Origin of the sequence: Paraburkholderia nodosa DSM 21604 (assembly GCF_000519185.1) — a bacterium.
In the GTDB taxonomy this organism is placed as follows: domain Bacteria; phylum Pseudomonadota; class Gammaproteobacteria; order Burkholderiales; family Burkholderiaceae; genus Paraburkholderia; species Paraburkholderia nodosa.
Genome location: NZ_JAFA01000077.1, coordinates 1 through 17,002 on the forward strand (window position 1 = coordinate 1; position 17,002 = coordinate 17,002).

General features: G+C 62.3%; 16 protein-coding genes and 2 pseudogenes. 12 read left to right on the top strand and 6 right to left on the bottom strand.

Going from position 1 to position 17,002, the window contains the following annotated elements; genetic code table 11:
• The 4 genes from A3CW_RS53145 to A3CW_RS0142800 form a co-directional block, all read left to right on the top strand.
• On the top strand, positions 1 to 352 hold a 352-nt coding region (locus tag A3CW_RS53145), incomplete at its 5' end, for a DUF5372 family protein (RefSeq protein ID WP_211254091.1).
• Positions 353 to 566: 214 nt separating this feature from the next.
• The gene (locus tag A3CW_RS0142790; RefSeq protein WP_245623763.1) at positions 567 to 977 is read left to right on the top strand and encodes a helix-turn-helix domain-containing protein; all 411 of its coding nucleotides are present in this window, start codon (positions 567 to 569) and stop codon (positions 975 to 977) included.
• Between the two features lie 119 nt (positions 978 to 1,096).
• Complete coding sequence (locus tag A3CW_RS0142795) at positions 1,097 to 1,264, top strand: hypothetical protein (RefSeq protein WP_211254090.1); 168 nt, start codon at positions 1,097 to 1,099, stop codon at positions 1,262 to 1,264.
• The gene (locus tag A3CW_RS0142800; RefSeq protein ID WP_028206507.1) at positions 1,261 to 3,315 is read left to right on the top strand and encodes a recombinase family protein; all 2,055 of its coding nucleotides are present in this window, start codon (positions 1,261 to 1,263) and stop codon (positions 3,313 to 3,315) included. Before A3CW_RS0142795 ends, A3CW_RS0142800 begins: the two co-directional genes overlap by 4 nt.
• A 41-nt stretch (positions 3,316 to 3,356) precedes the next feature.
• Here A3CW_RS0142800 and A3CW_RS49630 read toward each other — a convergent pair.
• A pseudogene (locus A3CW_RS49630) lies at positions 3,357 to 4,088 on the bottom strand (ISNCY family transposase); the annotation flags it as partial.
• Positions 4,089 to 4,273: 185 nt separating this feature from the next.
• Here A3CW_RS49630 and A3CW_RS0142810 point away from each other — a divergent pair.
• Positions 4,274 to 5,299, top strand: coding sequence for an IS110 family RNA-guided transposase (locus A3CW_RS0142810; protein WP_028208981.1), 1,026 nt, complete (start codon positions 4,274 to 4,276; stop codon positions 5,297 to 5,299).
• Between the two features lie 326 nt (positions 5,300 to 5,625).
• Here A3CW_RS0142810 and A3CW_RS0142815 read toward each other — a convergent pair whose 3' ends face one another.
• Positions 5,626 to 7,467 (bottom strand): sigma-54-dependent Fis family transcriptional regulator, encoded by a 1,842-nt coding sequence (locus A3CW_RS0142815; protein ID WP_028208982.1) that lies wholly within the window; start codon positions 7,465 to 7,467, stop codon positions 5,626 to 5,628.
• Positions 7,468 to 7,840: 373 nt separating this feature from the next.
• Between A3CW_RS0142815 and A3CW_RS0142825 the strand changes: the two genes are divergently transcribed.
• From A3CW_RS0142825 to catA, 7 genes are read left to right on the top strand one after another with little or no spacing between them, the layout of a single operon-like run.
• Entirely contained in the window at positions 7,841 to 8,116 is a 276-nt protein-coding gene (locus A3CW_RS0142825; protein WP_028208983.1) for a phenol hydroxylase subunit, read from the top strand.
• A gap of 40 nt (positions 8,117 to 8,156) precedes the next feature.
• Positions 8,157 to 9,194 carry an aromatic/alkene monooxygenase hydroxylase subunit beta gene (locus A3CW_RS0142830; RefSeq protein WP_028208984.1) on the top strand — a complete coding sequence of 346 codons (1,038 nt, stop codon included), beginning with the start codon at positions 8,157 to 8,159 and terminating at the stop codon, positions 9,192 to 9,194.
• Positions 9,187 to 9,459 carry an MmoB/DmpM family protein gene (locus A3CW_RS0142835; protein ID WP_028208985.1) on the top strand — a complete coding sequence of 91 codons (273 nt, stop codon included), beginning with the start codon at positions 9,187 to 9,189 and terminating at the stop codon, positions 9,457 to 9,459. Before A3CW_RS0142830 ends, A3CW_RS0142835 begins: the two co-directional genes overlap by 8 nt.
• A 24-nt stretch (positions 9,460 to 9,483) precedes the next feature.
• Positions 9,484 to 11,091 carry an aromatic/alkene/methane monooxygenase hydroxylase/oxygenase subunit alpha gene (locus tag A3CW_RS49635; protein WP_035515685.1) on the top strand — a complete coding sequence of 536 codons (1,608 nt, stop codon included), beginning with the start codon at positions 9,484 to 9,486 and terminating at the stop codon, positions 11,089 to 11,091.
• A gap of 38 nt (positions 11,092 to 11,129) precedes the next feature.
• On the top strand, positions 11,130 to 11,492 hold the full coding sequence (locus tag A3CW_RS0142845; RefSeq protein WP_028208986.1) for a phenol hydroxylase subunit P4: 363 nt from the start codon (positions 11,130 to 11,132) through the stop codon (positions 11,490 to 11,492).
• Positions 11,493 to 11,509: 17 nt separating this feature from the next.
• Positions 11,510 to 12,574: an NADH:ubiquinone reductase (Na(+)-transporting) subunit F gene (locus A3CW_RS0142850; RefSeq protein WP_028208987.1), complete on the top strand. Its 1,065-nt coding sequence runs from the start codon at positions 11,510 to 11,512 to the stop codon at positions 12,572 to 12,574.
• 39 nt (positions 12,575 to 12,613) lie between these two features.
• On the top strand, positions 12,614 to 13,516 hold the full coding sequence (gene catA, locus A3CW_RS0142855; protein ID WP_028208988.1) for a catechol 1,2-dioxygenase: 903 nt from the start codon (positions 12,614 to 12,616) through the stop codon (positions 13,514 to 13,516).
• Positions 13,517 to 13,667: 151 nt separating this feature from the next.
• On the opposite strand, the pseudogene A3CW_RS49640 reads toward catA, so the two are convergent.
• The 4 genes and pseudogenes from A3CW_RS49640 to A3CW_RS0142880 form a co-directional block, all read right to left on the bottom strand.
• A pseudogene (locus A3CW_RS49640) lies at positions 13,668 to 14,977 on the bottom strand (amino acid permease).
• A gap of 197 nt (positions 14,978 to 15,174) precedes the next feature.
• Positions 15,175 to 15,579, bottom strand: coding sequence for a helix-turn-helix transcriptional regulator (locus tag A3CW_RS0142865; protein WP_028208989.1), 405 nt, complete (start codon positions 15,577 to 15,579; stop codon positions 15,175 to 15,177).
• Positions 15,580 to 15,853: 274 nt separating this feature from the next.
• A complete protein-coding gene (locus A3CW_RS0142875; protein WP_028208990.1) occupies positions 15,854 to 16,636 on the bottom strand; it encodes a class II aldolase/adducin family protein in 783 nt (260 codons plus the stop codon).
• Between the two features lie 78 nt (positions 16,637 to 16,714).
• Positions 16,715 to 17,002: electron transfer flavoprotein subunit alpha/FixB family protein (locus tag A3CW_RS0142880; RefSeq protein ID WP_028208991.1), on the bottom strand; the 288-nt coding region annotated here is incomplete at its 5' end.

Here is a 17,002-nt window from a genome sequence, read left to right on the forward strand (position 1 = left end):
CGGCCCTTGGCAAAAGCAGTCAACTGCACGCGATCTGAACGATGAGACACAGTTATTCCGTATCACGCATCCCTTCCATCCGTTGTATGGGCGAGAGTTCGCGCTTGTGGATCGGCGCAACACGTGGGGAGAAGACCGCGTCTACTTCCACGACGACGCGGGTGACCTGAAACGTATGCCGGCAGCCTGGACGAGCGCCGCGGCGCCCGATGCATTCGAGATGGTTTCGGCGGGACGATCGCATTTCCGCATCGAAGATCTGTTGCAATTGACCATGCTGATTGCGCGGCACAAAGAAACTGGCGGACATCCAAAAAGGCGTTCGGGCGGGCGCAAGCCGTCAAGCAAATAATGCCATACATGTAAAATAAATTATGCCATTTGCGGAAGCAAGCGCGCTTAGACCCGGGTGAAATTCGTAATTCGCCGCGTGCTTGACAGGGGTGTCTGGTGAAATTCAAAAAAATGGCCTTGACATCGTCTGTTTATGGGCATAATTTACATTACATATGACCCGCACACGAAAGCCCGACCCCAAACTCGCTGCTCTCGAAGAGAGTGGCACGGTGAATCCGCGCCCTCAGGACATCGATGATCATGCCTTCGTTGGCAGCGACTTCTTCGATCCCCGGGATCTGGTTCAGGTCCGATACGAAATGCTGCGACGCGTGCGCGTGGAAGGGCAAACCGTCGCGGATGCCGCCGCACACTTCGGAGTCAGCCGGCCGACTTTCTACAAGGCACAGGCCGACTTCGAGCGCGATGGCCTCGCCGGGCTGCTGCCGGTCAAGCGGGGGCCGCACGGACCTCACAAGATTACCGATGAGGTGATGCGCTTCATCGAAGAAGCGCGCGCGACTCACGCTGAGCCGGACGTGCAGGAACTGGTTGATCTGATTGCGGAGCAGTTTGGCCTGGCGGTGCATCGACGCACCGTGGAACGCGCCCTGGCGCGTTTGAAAAAAAAACTGCGGTAAATCCTCCCGTAACGGCGCGCGATACCCAGTCCCTGAGCCGAAGCTACGAGATCTTGCGGCAGGAGGCTCTCGAGCCAGGCGGAGGCGGTCCGACGCTGATGCGAGGCCGTGCGCTGTTCATGTTCAAAGGCATGGCGGTCTGGATGAAGTCTGTGACCGAAGCGTTTCCGTTTAGTCCATTACCGGTTGCGCGGCCGGGCGGGCTGAACCTGCCTGCCAGTCTCGAACAGAACCTGGTCGCCGTCGTGGCGACGATGGCAATTGCGACAGCGGAGGTGATGGCATGACCGATCAGGCGCACGCGAAAGTTCAGGCCCGACATCTGAAAAGAGACGCCTACCTGTATGTCAGGCAGTCTACGTTGCGACAGCTGTTTGAGAATACCGAGAGCACCGAGCGCCAGTACAACCTGCGACAGCGCGCGATCGCCCTCGGATGGCAAACTGATCAGGTGGTCGTCATCGACTCGGACCTCGGCCTGTCTGGCGCGTCCTCGGTTGATCGCCAGGGGTTCCAGCGCCTGGTCGCTGAGGTAAGCCTGGGCCGCGCCGGGATTGTGATGGGGCTCGAGGTGTCGCGCCTGGCGCGCAACTCCACCGACTGGCATCGGCTACTGGAGATTTGCGCACTGGCCGACTGTCTGATCCTCGACGAGGATGGCGTCTACGATCCCGCGCACTTCAATGATCGATTGCTGCTCGGCCTGAAGGGCACGATGAGCGAGGCCGAGTTGCACGTCATGCGGGCACGACTGCGCGGCGGCATCCTCAATAAGGCACGTCGCGGAGAGCTGGAGATGCGGTTGCCCATCGGCTTTGTCTACGACACGGAATCGCGCGTGCGTCTGGATCCCGACGCACGTATCCAGGAAAGCATCCGGCATCTCTTCCGCACGTTTCGGCGCACCGGTTCGGCCACAGCAACTGTCAAGGCCTTCCGTGAGCAGGGCCTTCTGTTCCCGCATCGTGTCCACCACGGAGCACGCAAAGATGATGTGCTGTGGAGCGAGCTCGAGCACTCACGCGTACTGTGGGTTCTGCATCACCCGCGGTACGCAGGTGCGTACTGCTTCGGGCGCACGCGCAATCGCAATCATCCCGACGGGCAGAAGGTCAGCGCCCGGCTGCCCTCTGAGGAATGGGTGTCGCTGATCCCCGACGCCCACGAGGCCTATGTAAGCTGGGAAGAGTTCGAACAGAATGTTCAGGTGTTGCGGGAGAATGCCCACGCACTGGGCATGGATCGGGAAAAGGGCGCGCCGCGTGAGGGGCCGGCGCTGTTGCAAGGCCTCGCGATATGTGCCAAATGCGGTGAGCGGATGACAGTGCGCTATCACGTCCAGGGTACACGCAGGGTACCGGACTACATGTGCCAGCGCCACAGCGTCAAACATGGGCGGCCGGTGTGCCAGCATGTTCGCGGTGGAGAGCTTGACGAGGCCGTCGGCAGGTTGCTCGTGGAAACTGTCACGCCAGTCACACTTGAGGTCGCGCTTGCAGTACAGGAAGAACTTGAGAACCGCTCTGACGAGCGCGACCGACTGCACCGCCAGGAGTTTGAACGAGCACGCTACGAGGCCGATCTGGCGCGGCGCCGCTATATGCAGGTGGATCCCGCGAATCGACTGGTCGCGGATTCGCTTGAATCGGAATGGAATCAGGCGCTACGTGCTCTCACCGAAGCTCAGGACCACTACGAAAAGCAGCGCGAAGCTGATCGCGCAGGACTTAACGATAAACAGCGTGCAAGCATCATGACTCTCGCGAGAGACTTCCCTCGTCTCTGGAACGATCCGCGCACACCTGATCGCGAGCGAAAGCGCATGGCGCGACTGCTCATTGCTGATGTGACTTTGCTCAAGGGTGCAGACATCTGCGTTCAGGTCCGCTTTAATGGCGGCGCCACGCATACGCTACATGTGCCGCTGTCCAAGCCAGCGTGGATATTACGGCAAACCCCTCGCGCAGTCATCGCCGAAATGGACCGGCTTCTCAACGATTACACCGAGAGTGAAACGGCAGAGCAGCTTAATCGTCAGGGGCGCGCCTCCGGCTGGGGCAAGCGGTTTACTTCCAGAATGATCACGCGGCTTCGACTATCCCATAAGCTACCGAGTCATCATGACAGGCTGCGCGCACGCGGAATGCTCACCCTGGACGAGATCGCAGAGCAGTTGGATGTGATGCCGACGACGATCAAGACCTGGCGTCGTGCAGGCCTGCTTGTAGCGCAGCGCTACGACGACAAGGGAGGGTATCTCTTCGAACCGCCCGGCGCTGACGCACCGGTGAAATTCCAGCACCAGGGAAAGACCCGTGGCCGACGCTCGACCGCGTAAACACCAACTCAACCGACCTATGAGGTGCACTATGCAGCGCAGCCCTTGGCCGAGCTGCTGTTGGCGCAGATCGTGTCAATGTTCAGCTCGTACATCGCGCGGCCGAACGGCGTCACGCTGCGGCCGGTCCGCTCGGCACTGGTGTTGCGGAATACGCTGGCCTTGTCGCTGTAGAACGCGCCAGGCTTGCCATGGCGCTCGATGTACGCGCGCGTCGCCTCGAAATAGCTGAATGTCGACTCCGTCTGCGTGAAGTGCAGTTCCATCAGCCGGCTTGTCGCGTCGTCCACGTACACCAGCAGCGTGCATTGCGGCGCCCGGTCCTCGAACCACGCGTGTTCACTGCCGTCGATCTGGATCAGTTCGCCCAGGCACGCCCGGCGCGCGCGTGGCTGGTAGACCTTCGGCGGGCGCTGCCGCCGCGGCACCCACAGTCCTGCATCCACCATAAGCTTCCTGAGCGTTTCCTTCGCCAGCCGGATGCCGTGGCATTCCCGGAGCTTCTCGCAGGCCAGCGTCGGCCCAAAATCAGCGTAGCGCTCGCGGACGATAGAAAGGGCTCGATCGGCTGTCCTCGCATCCAGCCGGTTGTTGCTGGGCCTCGAGCGCCTGCGTGACACGAGGCCCTCGGGTCCATGTTCACGCAGCCGCGCTACGAGCCGGCGAATCTGCCGTGTCGTCAGCTCGAGACGCTGCGCTGCACGCCACGGTTTGAGCCTGCCGTCCATCACATCCTGAATGATCTTGAGTCTGTCCAGCTCGCGCATCGTCATTGTTATCCGTTCTGTTGCGGCTGCCATCGAAGCTCCCGAAGCTGGATCTCCAGCGGGCGGCAAGCTTACGATGAACTCGAAGCGGACATTTGAACCTGGCTAAAAGCGGACATAATGAAATGGCCAGCCCGATCCCACCGACCGTTCTACGATAGCTAGTTCGGTCCACGGTAGAGGAGAGCGCCATGAACGAGGTCACACTGATCGGCATCGATCTGGGCAAGCATGTTTTTCATCTGCATGCGCAGGATGCAAAGGGACATGAGGTGTTTCGCAAGAAGCTCTCGCGCGCGCAACTGCTTCCGTTCTTCAGCAATCTCAAGGCGGCTACCGTGGTGATGGAGGCGTGTGCCGGATCTCACTGGCTGGCCCGCAAGCTCAACGAGCTGGGGCACGCTGCCAGGCTGGTTTCGCCCCAGTATGTGCGGCCTTTCGTGAAGAGCAACAAGAACGATTACATCGATGCCGAGGCCATCTGTGAGGCGGCGTCACGGCCGGCGATGCGCTTCGTTGAACCGCGAACGGAAGCGCAGCAGCTTCTGGCCGCACTGCACCGGGCACGCGAGGGGCTTGTCACCGAACGCACGGCGACTATCAATCGGATCCACGGCGTCCTGCTCGAGTTCGGCATCATCGTTCCGCTGTCGAGAGCCACGCTACGCCGGCTGCCCGATGTACTTGCGGTGCACGATCTGCCGCCTCGGCTGGTTCAGCTAATCCACCGACTCCATGCTCACTATCGTTATCTTGATCAGCAGGTTGACGATATTGAACGGGATCTGACGGTCCAGCTTCGCGAAGACGAGAATGCAGCGCGGCTGCTGTCTATTCCCGGCATCGGCCCCATTACGGCAAGCCTGTTGGCATCCGAGGTCGGAAACGTTGCGCAGTTCGAGGGCGGACGCAACTTCGCGGCATCGATTGGACTGGTGCCCCGGCAGCACAGCACAGGCGGACGAAGTGTCCTGTGTGGAATCAGCAAGCGTGGCGACAAGCATTTACGCCACTTGCTCGTGCAAGGCGCCCGCGCGGTCATCCAGCGCGCAGAGCAGCGCACTGATAGGCTCGGCGCGTGGATCCGGTCCATGCTGACGCGACGGCACGCGAATGTGGTGGCCTGTGCGGTCGCCAACAAGCTCGCGCGGATCGCCTGGGCGGTGCTCACCAAACACACTGCGTACGATGCCTCGCACCTGAATCTCGCGGACTGATCTTTCGTTCCGCCCAACAAGGTTTTGCGACAGCTGGGAACTGGATGATCCAACGGCACAGCGACCGGACGAAGAACCTGACAAGTTGTACAGCTCGTAGCAGCTGCCGACATTTTGAGGATCGACCGGTGCGGTTTTCATCGCGGAACATGGATTCCGGATAGATTTGCGCAAGCCACGAGGACGCCAAAACCAGAGGTTGCAAATCTCGGGCTGGCCATAGATTAACTTAGCCGCTACAAAATTGAAATGCGATAAATTATATTATGTAAAATAAAAGATGACGTGCACTGCGCCACACCCCCAACACCCGCAGCCCTGCCACATCAAACGCGCAACCCCCGGCTTTTAAGCCGATAAACAAGCTGCGCGCGCGTGATACCGAGACTGCGCGCCGCCGCCGAAAGATTCCCCGACGCCTGGCGTACCGCGCTCTTGAGCAACGCCGATTCGATGTCGTCGAGCGAGAGCGGCGCGCCGTCGGTTTCGGTGCCCATCAACAGACTCGTGACCTTGCGCGTTATGCGTTCGGCGTCGTCGCCCGAACCCGCGCCGGCACCCGCGAGCGCGTTGAGCTTGTCGGACGGCAACAGGCTGCCATGCTCGTCCACGCCGAACACTGAGAGGTCGAACGTTTCCCCGCTGATGAAGAGATGCCCCACGTCGATCGGCGCGCCGTCGCCCGCAAGTATCACTCCGCGCTCGACGATGTTCTCGAGCTCCCGAATGTTGCCGGGCCAGTTGTAACTGAGGATTGCGTCGATCGCACGGCTCGTGAAGCCCGTGATATTGCGATCGTGTCGCTCGCGATATTTGCGCAGGAAGTGATTGAGCAGCACCGGCAAATCCTCCTTGCGCTCGCGCAGCGAAGGCACGCGTATGGGGAATACGTTGAGCCGGAAATAAAGGTCTTCGCGAAAGCGCCCCGCACGTACTTCATCGCGCAGGTCGAGGTTCGTTGCCGCGACGACGCGCACGTCCACGCGGCGCGTTTGCGTGTCTCCCACGCGCTCGATCTCGCCTTCCTGCAGCGCACGCAGTAGCTTGCCTTGCGCCGTCATCGTGAGGATGCCGATTTCGTCGAGAAAGAGCGTGCCGCCGTGTGCGCGCTCGAAGCGGCCCGGGCGGCTTTGGGTGGCGTCCGTGAAGCCGCCTTTCTCGACGCCGAAGAGTTCGGATTCCACCAGCGATTCGGGAATGGCCGCGCAGTTGACGGCGACGAACGCGCCCTCGCTGCGCTTGCTGATGCGATGCAGCGTGCGCGCGAACACTTCCTTGCCGACACCGCTCTCGCCGAGAAAGAGCACGGTGGCGCGCGTGGTCGCCACGCGGCGGATCATGTGGCAAACAGCGTTGAAGCCCGGCGAAGCGCCGACCATGTTGACGTCGCCGAATGCCGTAGGCGCCGCGGGCGCTTCGCGTGGGTCGTACGCGCCATGTCCGCTCACCGGATCCGTACGGTCGCCGCTCGCCGCCAGGCCTTGCGTAAAAGACTGCGCCTTCAGGAAGCGCAGGTCGTTGGCGGCTTCCTCGCCCCACTCCTCGATCGGCTTGCCGATGATGCGGCAATACGCCTGGCCGAGCGCGCGGCACTCGACTTCGCGGTAGAGAATGGGGCGTCCCATGAACACACTCGTATAACCGCTGGCGTAGCCGATTTGCGTCCAGCAAACGGGCTCCGCGCCGATGCCGTAAATGCGCACGTGCTCTTCGTCCTCGGCGCAGCCCTTCCAGAGAAATTCGCCGTAGTAGTGACCGTTCTCGACGTCGATCTCGAGCCGAACCGGCTCGACTTCGGTGAGCCCTTCGAGCATATGCAGCTGCGGTCCCACGGCGAACATCTCGCTCACGTCGTTCCCGGGCCGCACCTTGCCCACGAGTTCCGCGTCGCGCGCGCCCGAGTTGTAGCCCATGCGCGTGAGCAGCCCGCGCGCCGCGTCGATACCAAGGCTGTCGATCAGCTCGCGCCGCAGCGTGCCGAGCGATTGCGCGTGCAGCAGCACCATGCGTTGATCGTCGAGCCAGATGCGACCGTTGCCCGGCGCGAATCGCAAGCGTGACATGAGGTCGGCGATGTCGGGGTAGCGCAGGCTGTCTACGCGCGCGCCCTTGGGCGTGACGAGTTTCATCTGCTCGGTGCCCTGCTCTGCCTTGTGCTGCGTACCCATGCTGTCCCGCTCCCTCCATCGATGGACGGCCCCACGATAGGGGAAGCCGCATGGCCGCGCAAGGCCGATTTGTTCGCGCCGTCTAACCCTGCGGGTAATCCCCGATGCTCGTTTGATGAAGCGATTTCGCGCCCGGCAGCACGCTTTCGATCATTTGATCGAAAGGGCGGCGTGTCGCGCCAGGCACGCCTCGATGCGCCACGAAACGCAGCACTGGCGCCAAACGCCGGACGCAAAAGACTTTTCAACGCTCGAGCGCCGCGCCGTGCGTGTCGCGAATCGCGCCCTGGCCTGCTCATTGCATATAGAGAGCACAACGCGGGGCATTGCACGAAAACATCAAGCAGCCGCGTAAGCGAAAAAGGAGGAGGCAATGAGCAAATCGCAAGCACGCGCACCGTCGCTCGATCGGCCGTTCGACGTCGAGCGGCGCTACGTGCGCATGAAGGCACTGCGCGACGACGGCTTCGTCGAGTTCGACTTTTCGATTGGCGACCCGCGCATCTGCGTGGAGCTCGTGATGCGCGAGCCGGACTATCGCGCGTTCTGCGATACACACGACGCCGTGCGGCTCTCCGCGCTGGAAGCCGCCGCGCTGGACGCCGAAGAACTCAAGTGGCGCTACGGCCAGCCAGGTCTCGCCGAATAACCGGCAGCGCCACTCAATCCATTACACGGAGGAGCACGAGATGCAAATCGATATCAAGACTTCGGCGGTTCAGCCCGTACGGCAGACCTTCTCGCATATTGCGCGGCGCCTCGGCGCCGACAAACCCGCGTCGCGCTACCAGGAAGCTACGTTCGACCTGCAGCCCGAGGTCAACTTTCACTATCGCCCGCTGTGGCAGCCGCAATACGAGCTGTACGACAAGGCGCGCACCGCCATCCGCATGAACGACTGGTACGCATTCAAGGACCCGCGCCAGTACTACTACGGCGCCTATACGATCACACGTTCGCGCCAGCAGGAGACGATGGAGAAGAACATCGAGTTCGTCACGCGGCGTGCGCTGCTCTCGGGCTTGTCCGATGAACAGAAAGAACGCATCGCCTCGCTGATGGTGCCGTTGCGTCACGTGGAGTGGGCCGCGAACACGAACAACTGCTTCGTCACCGCGTATGGCTGGGGCACGGCCATCACGCAGGCCACCATGTACCACAGCATGGACCGGCTCGGACTCGCCCAGTATCTCTCGCGCGTCGGCCTGCTGCTCGACGGCAATCTCGGCACCTCGCTCGTGGCGGGCAAGGCCGCGTGGCTCGACGCACCGTTGTGGCAACCGCTGCGCCGTCTCGTGGAGGACCTCATGGTCGTGCAGGACTGGTTCGAAACCTTCACGGCGCAAAATGCCGTGCTCGACGGCCTGCTCTACCCCCTCGTGTATCGCCACATCGACGCGCGGCTCTGCGCGCAATCCGGCGCAGGCCTCGGCATGCTCAACGAATTCGCCATCGGCTGGTTCGATGAAACGAGCCGTTGGGTGGATGCCACGCTGAAGACCGCGGCAGCCGAGTCGCCGGAAAACGCCGCCCTGCTCTCGTGCTGGATCGAAATGTGGCGCGGTCGCACGCTCGAAGCCTTGCAGCCGCTTGCGGTCGAGGCACTCGGCGACGAGGATGCCGCCGCCGCGCTCGCCGATATCGACACGGCATTCACCGCACGCATCACGAAGCTCGGCATCGCGATTGCCGCCGCGGGCGAGCGCACGGAGGTCCGTCATGGCTGACACCGTCTTCATCGCCTTCCAGACCAACGACGATTCGCGGCCCATCGTGGAAGCCATCGCCGAAGACAACCCGCACGCCGTCGTCAATGCATTGCCGGCCATGGTCAAGATCGACGCCCAGGGCCGCCTCGTCATCAAGCGTGAATCGATTGAAGCGCGCATTGGCCGCCCGTTTGATCTGCGCGAACTGCAGCTGAACCTGATCTCGCTTTCCGGCAACATCGACGAAACCGACGACGAATTCATTCTGGCGTGGAACGCCTGAGCGAAAACTAACAGGAGACTGACAATGAGCACGCCTACGAGTACGCCGAAAAAACTCAGCATTAAGGATAACTATGCAATGCTCACGCGCGGTCTTGCGTGGGAAAGCACGTACCAGCCCATGGACACGATCTTCCCGTACGACCGCTTCGAGGGTATCAAGGTCCACGACTGGGACCGCTGGGAGGACCCGTTCCGTCTCACGATGGACGCCTACTGGAAATATCAGGGCGAAAAGGAACGCAAGCTCTACGCGATCATCGACGCCTTCCAGCAGAACAACGGCCAGTTCAACGTGACCGACCCGCGCTATATCAACGCGCTCAAGCTCTTTCTCACAGGCGTGAGCCCGCTCGAATACGCGGCGCATCGCGGCTTCGCGCTCGCGGGCCGCAACTTCCGCGGCGCGGGTGCGCGCATCGCCTGCCAGATGCAGGCCATCGACGAACTGCGCCACGCCCAGACCCAGGTCCATACGATCAGCCAGTACAACAAGTTCTTCAACGGTTTTCACGACTTCAGGCACATGCACGACCGCGTCTGGTATCTGTCCGTGCCCAAGTCGTATTTCGAAGACGCCATGAGCGCCGGGCCTTTCGAATTCGTTACCGCTATTTCATTCTCTTTTGAATATGTGCTCACCAACCTGCTCTTCATGCCGTTCATGTCGGGGGCGGCGTTCAACGGCGACATGGCGACGGTTACGTTCGGCTTTTCGGCGCAATCGGACGAATCGCGCCACATGACGCTGGGCCTCGAAGTCGTGAAGTTCCTGCTCGAGCAGGACCCTGGCAACGTGCCGATCATCCAGAAGTGGATCGACAAATGGTTCTGGCGTGGCTACCGGCTCCTCACGCTCGTCGCGATGATGATGGACTACATGCTGCCCAAGCGCATCATGTCATGGCAGGAGGCGTGGGAAACCTATTTCGAGCAGAACGGCGGCGCGCTCTTCCACGACCTGGAGCGTTACGGCATTCGCCTGCCGAAGTACCACGACGTGGCGACGAAGGAGAAGGACCGTCTCTCGCACGAAGCATGGGGCATCTTTTACAACTACACGCACGCCGCGGCCATGCACACGTGGATCCCCACCGACGGCGAAATGGACTGGCTCGCGCAGAAGTATCCCGCGACCTTCGACAAGCTCTACCGCCCGCGCTACGAATACTGGCGGCGCCAGCAGCAGGAAGGCAAGCGCTTCTACAACAACTCGCTGCCCATGCTGTGCCAGGTGTGCCAGATCCCGATGGCGTTCACCGAGCCCGACGACCCCACGAAAACCTGCTGTCGCGAAAGCGATTATCTCGGCAACAAGTTCCACTTCTGCTCGGACGGCTGCAAGGACATCTTCGATAACGAACCCGAAAAATACGTGCAGTCGTGGCTTCCCGTGCATCAGATCTATCAGGGCAACTGCTTCGAATCCGATGTCGATCCCACCGCGCCGGGCTTCGATCCCATGCGCGAGGTGCTGCGCTACTACCACATCGAAGCGGGCGCGGACGGCCACGAATTCGAGGACTCGCCCGATTGCTCGAACTGGCAGCGCTGGACCGGCAAGCCGGCATATGGCGGCGAAACCGCCGGCGATGCCGCACCGGAAGACCAGCCCGAGCGCCGCGCCGCCTGAAGCTCGAAGCCCCAGACATCCATTCAAGGAGACACATCATGGCAGTAGTCGCATTGCACGAAGGCTACGCAGGGCCGATGCGCGACCGTGTGGAGAACTTCCACGGCAACCAGTTGCTGTACGTGGGTTGGGAAGACCACCTCATGTTCTGCGCGCCGCATTGTCTCGCCGTCGCGCCCGGCATGACGTTCGGCGCGCTTGCCCGCGAGGTGATCCCGGCGATGTACGGCATGCATCCCGACTGGCCTTCGGTGCAGATCGAAAGCGTCGAATGGTTCCGCTCGCGCGAGCGCTTCACGCCCGACTTCGACGCGAGCCTCGCCGACAACGGTCTGGGCCACAAGGCGTTGCTGCGTCTGCGTACGCCGGGCCTCACCGGCATCGGCGGCTCGCATAGCTAGAACGGGAGGCAAGCATCATGAGCTATCAATTGACCATCGAACCGGTCGGCCAGACGATCGAGATCGAAGAGGAACAGACGCTGCTCGACGCGTGCCTGCGCGCGGGCGTGTGGCTACCGCATGCGTGCTGCCACGGCCTGTGCGCGACGTGCAAGGTGCAGGTGGTGGACGGCGAGATCGAGCACGGCGAGGCATCGCCCTTTGCGCTGATGGATTTCGAGCGCGACGAAGGCAAGTGTCTCGCCTGCTGCGCACGCGTGCAGTCGGACGTGACGATCGAAGCCGATATCGACGAAGACCCGGACGCGCGCCATTTCGCGGTGCGCGACCATGCAGGGCGCGTGGCCGAGGTCGTCGATCTGACTCCGACCATCAAGGGCATTTTCGTCGAACTGGACGGCGAAGGCATTGCGTTCCAGGCCGGCCAGTACGTGAACGTGCAGATACCGGGCGAGAGCATGCCGCGCGCGTTCTCTCTCGCGGGCGAGCCTGGCAGTGCGGCGCGTATCGAACTCAACGTGCGTCTCGTGCCGGGCGGCAAGGGCACGACATGGCTGCACGAGCAACTTGGCGTGGGCGACACGCTGCGCTTCTCCGGCCCGTTCGGCCGCTTTTTCGTGCGCACATCGGACCCGCAGCCGATCATCCTGATCGCGGGCGGCTCGGGGCTTTCTAGTCCGCGCTCGATGCTGCTCGATCTGCTCGCGCAAGGCGACACGCGCCCGATTACCCTGCTCTACGGCGCGCGCAGCCGCAGTGAACTCTACTACCACGAGGCCTTCACGACGCTGGCCCAGCGTCATGCGAACTTCACCTACGTGCCCGCGCTTTCCGACGAGCCCGCGGATTCGGGCTGGGAAGGCTTCCGCGGCTATGTTCACGACGCCGCACGCGAGCACTTCGCCGGCGACTTCCGCGGCCACAAGGCGTACCTCTGCGGGCCGCCCGTCATGATCGAGGCCGCCATCCGCACGCTCATGCAAGGCCAGCTGTTCGAGCGCGACATCTACACGGAGAAGTTCCTCACGCATGCAGACGGTGCCCAAGGCGCGGCGCGCAGCCCGCTCTTCAAGTCCATTTGAGCACACCCTCCCGGCAACCATATTCAAGGAGACGCCATCATGAATCACCAGGCCATCGACACGCTGCTTGCCAGCATGCGCGAACCCACCGCCGGCGCAGCGAACCCGCGCACGAAAGCCATCGTCGACCGCATCGTGCGCGACTTGTTCTACACGATCGAGGAGTTCGACGTCTCACCCAGCGAGTTCTGGGGCGCCCTCAACTACCTCGCCGAAGCCGGGCCGGAATTGGGCCTCATTGCGGCAGGCCTCGGCTTCGAACACTTCCTGGACGTACGGCTCGACGAGGCCGAGTCGAAGCTGGGGCTGGAAGGCGGCACGCCGCGCACGATCGAAGGTCCGCTCTACGTGGCGGGCGCGCCGGAATCCACCGGGTACGCCCGGCTCGACAACGGTTCGTGCCCCGGCGAAACGCTCCTTATGCGCGGGCGCGTGCTCGGCGAAAACGGCCAGCCCGTCGCGGCCGCGCTCGTGGAAGTCTGGCACGCGAACCATCTCGGCAACTACTCGTACTTCGATCAGTCGCAGCCGCCGTTTCATCTGCGCGCGTCGATCCGCACCGACGCCGACGGCCGCTACAGCTTCCGCAGCATCGTGCCGGTGGGGTACAGCGTGCCGCCCGCCGGCAAGACGCAGCAGTTGCTCGACCAGCTCGGGCGTCACGGCCATCGCCCCGCGCATATCCACTTCTTCGTTTCTGCACCCGACCATCGCAAGCTGACCACGCAGATCAACATCGACGGCGACCCGCACCTGTGGGACGACTTCGCATTCGCCACGCGTGAGGGACTCGTGCCCGCAGTCGAACGCCACGGCACTGGCGAAGGCAAGCCATTCGGTATCGAAGGCGAATTCGCGCTGATCGACTTCGACTTCAGGCTCAGCTGCGAGCGGGAAGCGGCGCCCAGCACAGAAATCGAACGCCTGCGCGCCGCCGCATAACCGGCGCATGCGTCATGCAGCCCAGGCGGGCGGCCGTCGCACTTCAGGCGGAAAGGTGATGAAGATCATTCGCGCCGGCTGGGACGACCACCGCCGTCAACCTCGGCATCAGGCAGGTGTTCTGAAGCGCGGCGCGCTCGCACAGTTGGCCTTAGCTGGGCCGCTTACGCCGGCGCCGCTCTACGACCATTCCGGTCATCGCGAGCATCGCGCTCAGTCCCAGCGTCGACACGACTTCACTGCGGTGCGCCTGGCCGCACACCATCACCACGAACGCGAGAACGATGAGCGCCACGACGAAAAGCCCGAGGAACGGATGCAGCCACATCCGTACCCGCAGCCGGTTCGATGCGATCAAGTCGCGGCGCATGCGCAACTGGCTCACGGCGATCACCAGATAGACGAGCAACGCCATGGTTCCGGTCGTGGACAGCAGCGTTTCGAACACATACCTGGGCGCCAGATAATTGGCCGCACAGCCGGCGAATGCCGCGGATGTCGAAGCGAGGACGGCAACCACGGGAACGCCAGAACGCGTCGTGCGCTTGACCATGGCGGGCGCCTGCTTCTTCTCTCCGAGCGAATAAATCATGCGCGATGCGGTGTAGAGCCCCGAATTCAGGCAACTACAGACCGCAACGAGAATCAGCAGGTCGATCAGGGGCTTCGCATAGGTACGTGAATCGCCTGCAGCACGGCCTGATAGGAGCCGATACGCGTCAGTTCCGGCGCATTCCACGGCACCACCGCGATGATCACGAAAATCGATCCGATATAGAACAGCGAGATGCGCCAGACCACCGAACTAATGGCGCGCGAGATTTCCTGTTCCGGGTTCGCCGATTCGGCGGCCGCAATCGTCACGACTTCCGTGCCGAGAAACGTGAACATGGTCGTGAGCATGGCGCCCGCGATAGGCGCATAACCGCGCGGGAGAAAACCGCCCTGCCCGAACACGTTGCCGCTGACGTTCACGTGGACGCCCGGAATGACGCCCACGATGGCCGCCACGCCGCCGACGATGAACAGGATGATCGCCGCGACCTTCACGACCGAAAACCAGAATTCGAGCTCGCCGTAGTGCTTGACGCTCGCAAGGTTGGCGATGGTCAGCGTGAGCGTCACCGCCACGCAGAACTTCCACACTTCAATCTGCGGGAACCAGCTATTCAGAATATTGGCCGCCGCTGTGGCTTCGAGCGGCAGCACGAGCACCCAATACCACCAGTACATCCAGCCAATCATGAACCCTGCCCACGGGCCGATCGCTCGCCCCGCATAGGTCGAGAACGAGCCCGAATCGGGCATCGCGCAGGCCATCTCGCCCAGCATGCGCATCACGAGCACGACGAGCAGACTGGCAAGCAGATAGGCGATGATCGCGCCGGGTCCGGCTTCGGCAATGGCGTGGCCGGATCCGACGAACAGCCCTGCCCCGATGCTTCCGCCAATCGAAAGCATGACGACGTGGCGTTGCTTCAGGCTGGAGCCGAGCGAGCCTGCGGGAACGTTCGGCGAGCGCGTCTCGTCGCGCCGCTTGTGGTGCTCCGCGTGAGGAGCGAAATCCATCTCTCCCAAGGCGATGGCCGTGTCACCTCGATTGATTCCTTGTGGGGTCTCGTGCATGTCTCTTCCTGTCATCCTTGCCCGCAGGCGTTTCACCGGAAAGGCGGCTCTTGCGCTGCGCTCCGGGCCATTACCGCGAAGCGACACCGCGCATCGCCTTCGCGCAGCAGTTGATTGAGCCGCCGGCAGCGCCGCAATGCGGCGTCGAAGCTATACGATTCGCGAAAGAGCGCCATCTGAAGCGAGCGCCGCGTCACACCCAGTGCACGCGCCACGTCTTCGATTCGCCACGCGTACCACGGCAGCCTGAACATGGCTTGCGCCAATGTGAGTCCAAAACCGCCGCCATCGCGCGAGAAGGCTTGCGTCAGGCCTTTCCAGTCCGGCTCCGTTGCCGTCGTCCACGCGTCGATTTCCAGCTCCAGCCAGCCGCTAGCCGCGCCGGTCTCGTCGGGTATCGCGCACACGTCGAACATTTCCTCGGTACGAACGCGCATTGGCGCATTCAAGCCCAATTGCCTTCCGCCGAGACGGCTCGTGAGCACATGGCGCCCTCGTTCGGCTCGCCACGCCAAAGCGAAGGGAAATCGCAAGCCCTTCAATTGCGTTTCGCGCGTCGTCTCGAATCGGTATACGTGCACGGCGAACGGCCGAATTTCAGCGAGTGCCAGTTCGATGGCGATTGAATTGGAGGTGATTCAGATTCCGGCACGGGCAACGAGACGTGACGTATTCCCGTCCCATTGCCCGACCGATGCGGCCGCAAGCCGGTCAGCTGCGGTAATTGGCGCCGTCGCGATCGAGCAGCCGCAGCAGCGCCGTCCATTCGCGGTCGAGGTGGACGGTGTCGAGATACGCGTAATCGTCGTGCTGTTTCGCGGCGTGTTCGCAAACTTCCGGTGAGGGGGTCACCACCTTTTGGCCGGCCGACAGCGTCGCGACCTGGATCTCACAAGCGCGGTTCAGGTAGAACATGCGCGTAAAGGCTTCGGCGACCGAGCGGCCAGTCGTCAGCAGGCCGTGATTGCGCAGGATGAGATAGTCGCGTTTGCCGATCGACTTGACGATGCGCTCGCGCTCGTCGAGTTCGAGAGAAATGCCCTCGTACTCGTGGTACGCCACGCGGTTATAGAACTGCATGCTGATCTGGTTCAGCGGCAGCAGCCCGCATTCCATCGCGGCAACCGCCATGCCGTAGGTCGTGTGCAGGTGTACCACGCACTCCACGTCGTGGCGCGCCTGGTGAAGCGCGCTGTGAATAGTGAAGCCCGCTGCGTTGACTTCGAAGCGGTCGTCGTCGACGGGATTACCGTTCACATCGATCTTCACCAGCGAGGACGCGGTAATTTCGTCGAAGAACCAGCCGTGCGGGTTGATCAGAAACTGATCGTGCGTACCCGGAACGCGCGCGGAAATATGCGTGTAGATCAGATCGGTGAGCTGGAACTTCGCGGCCAGGCGATACGCAGCCGCCACCTGGACGCGCGCATCCCATTCGGCATCCGAAATATTTCTGGGTTTGCGATTGATGTGTGGATCGGTCGTCGAAATCATGTTTGAATTGCTCCGCTTATAAGAGTGAGAACGGTTTTCTTTCGGTCGGCTCGCGTCGGCGAGCTTTGCGGGAATGTGTCAGAGAGCGGTGGTCAAGGCGGGAACCGCTCTGAACAGATCGTCCACCAGACCATAGTCGGCCACGCTGAAGATCGGCGCTTCCTCGTCCTTGTTGATCGCGACGATGACCTTCGAGTCCTTCATGCCGGCCAGGTGCTGGATCGCACCCGAGATGCCGACCGCCACGTAAAGCTGCGGCGCGACGATCTTGCCGGTTTGACCGACCTGATAGTCGTTCGGCACGTAGCCGGCGTCGACGGCTGCGCGCGAGGCGCCGAGTGCGGCGTTGAGCTTGTCCGCGAGCGG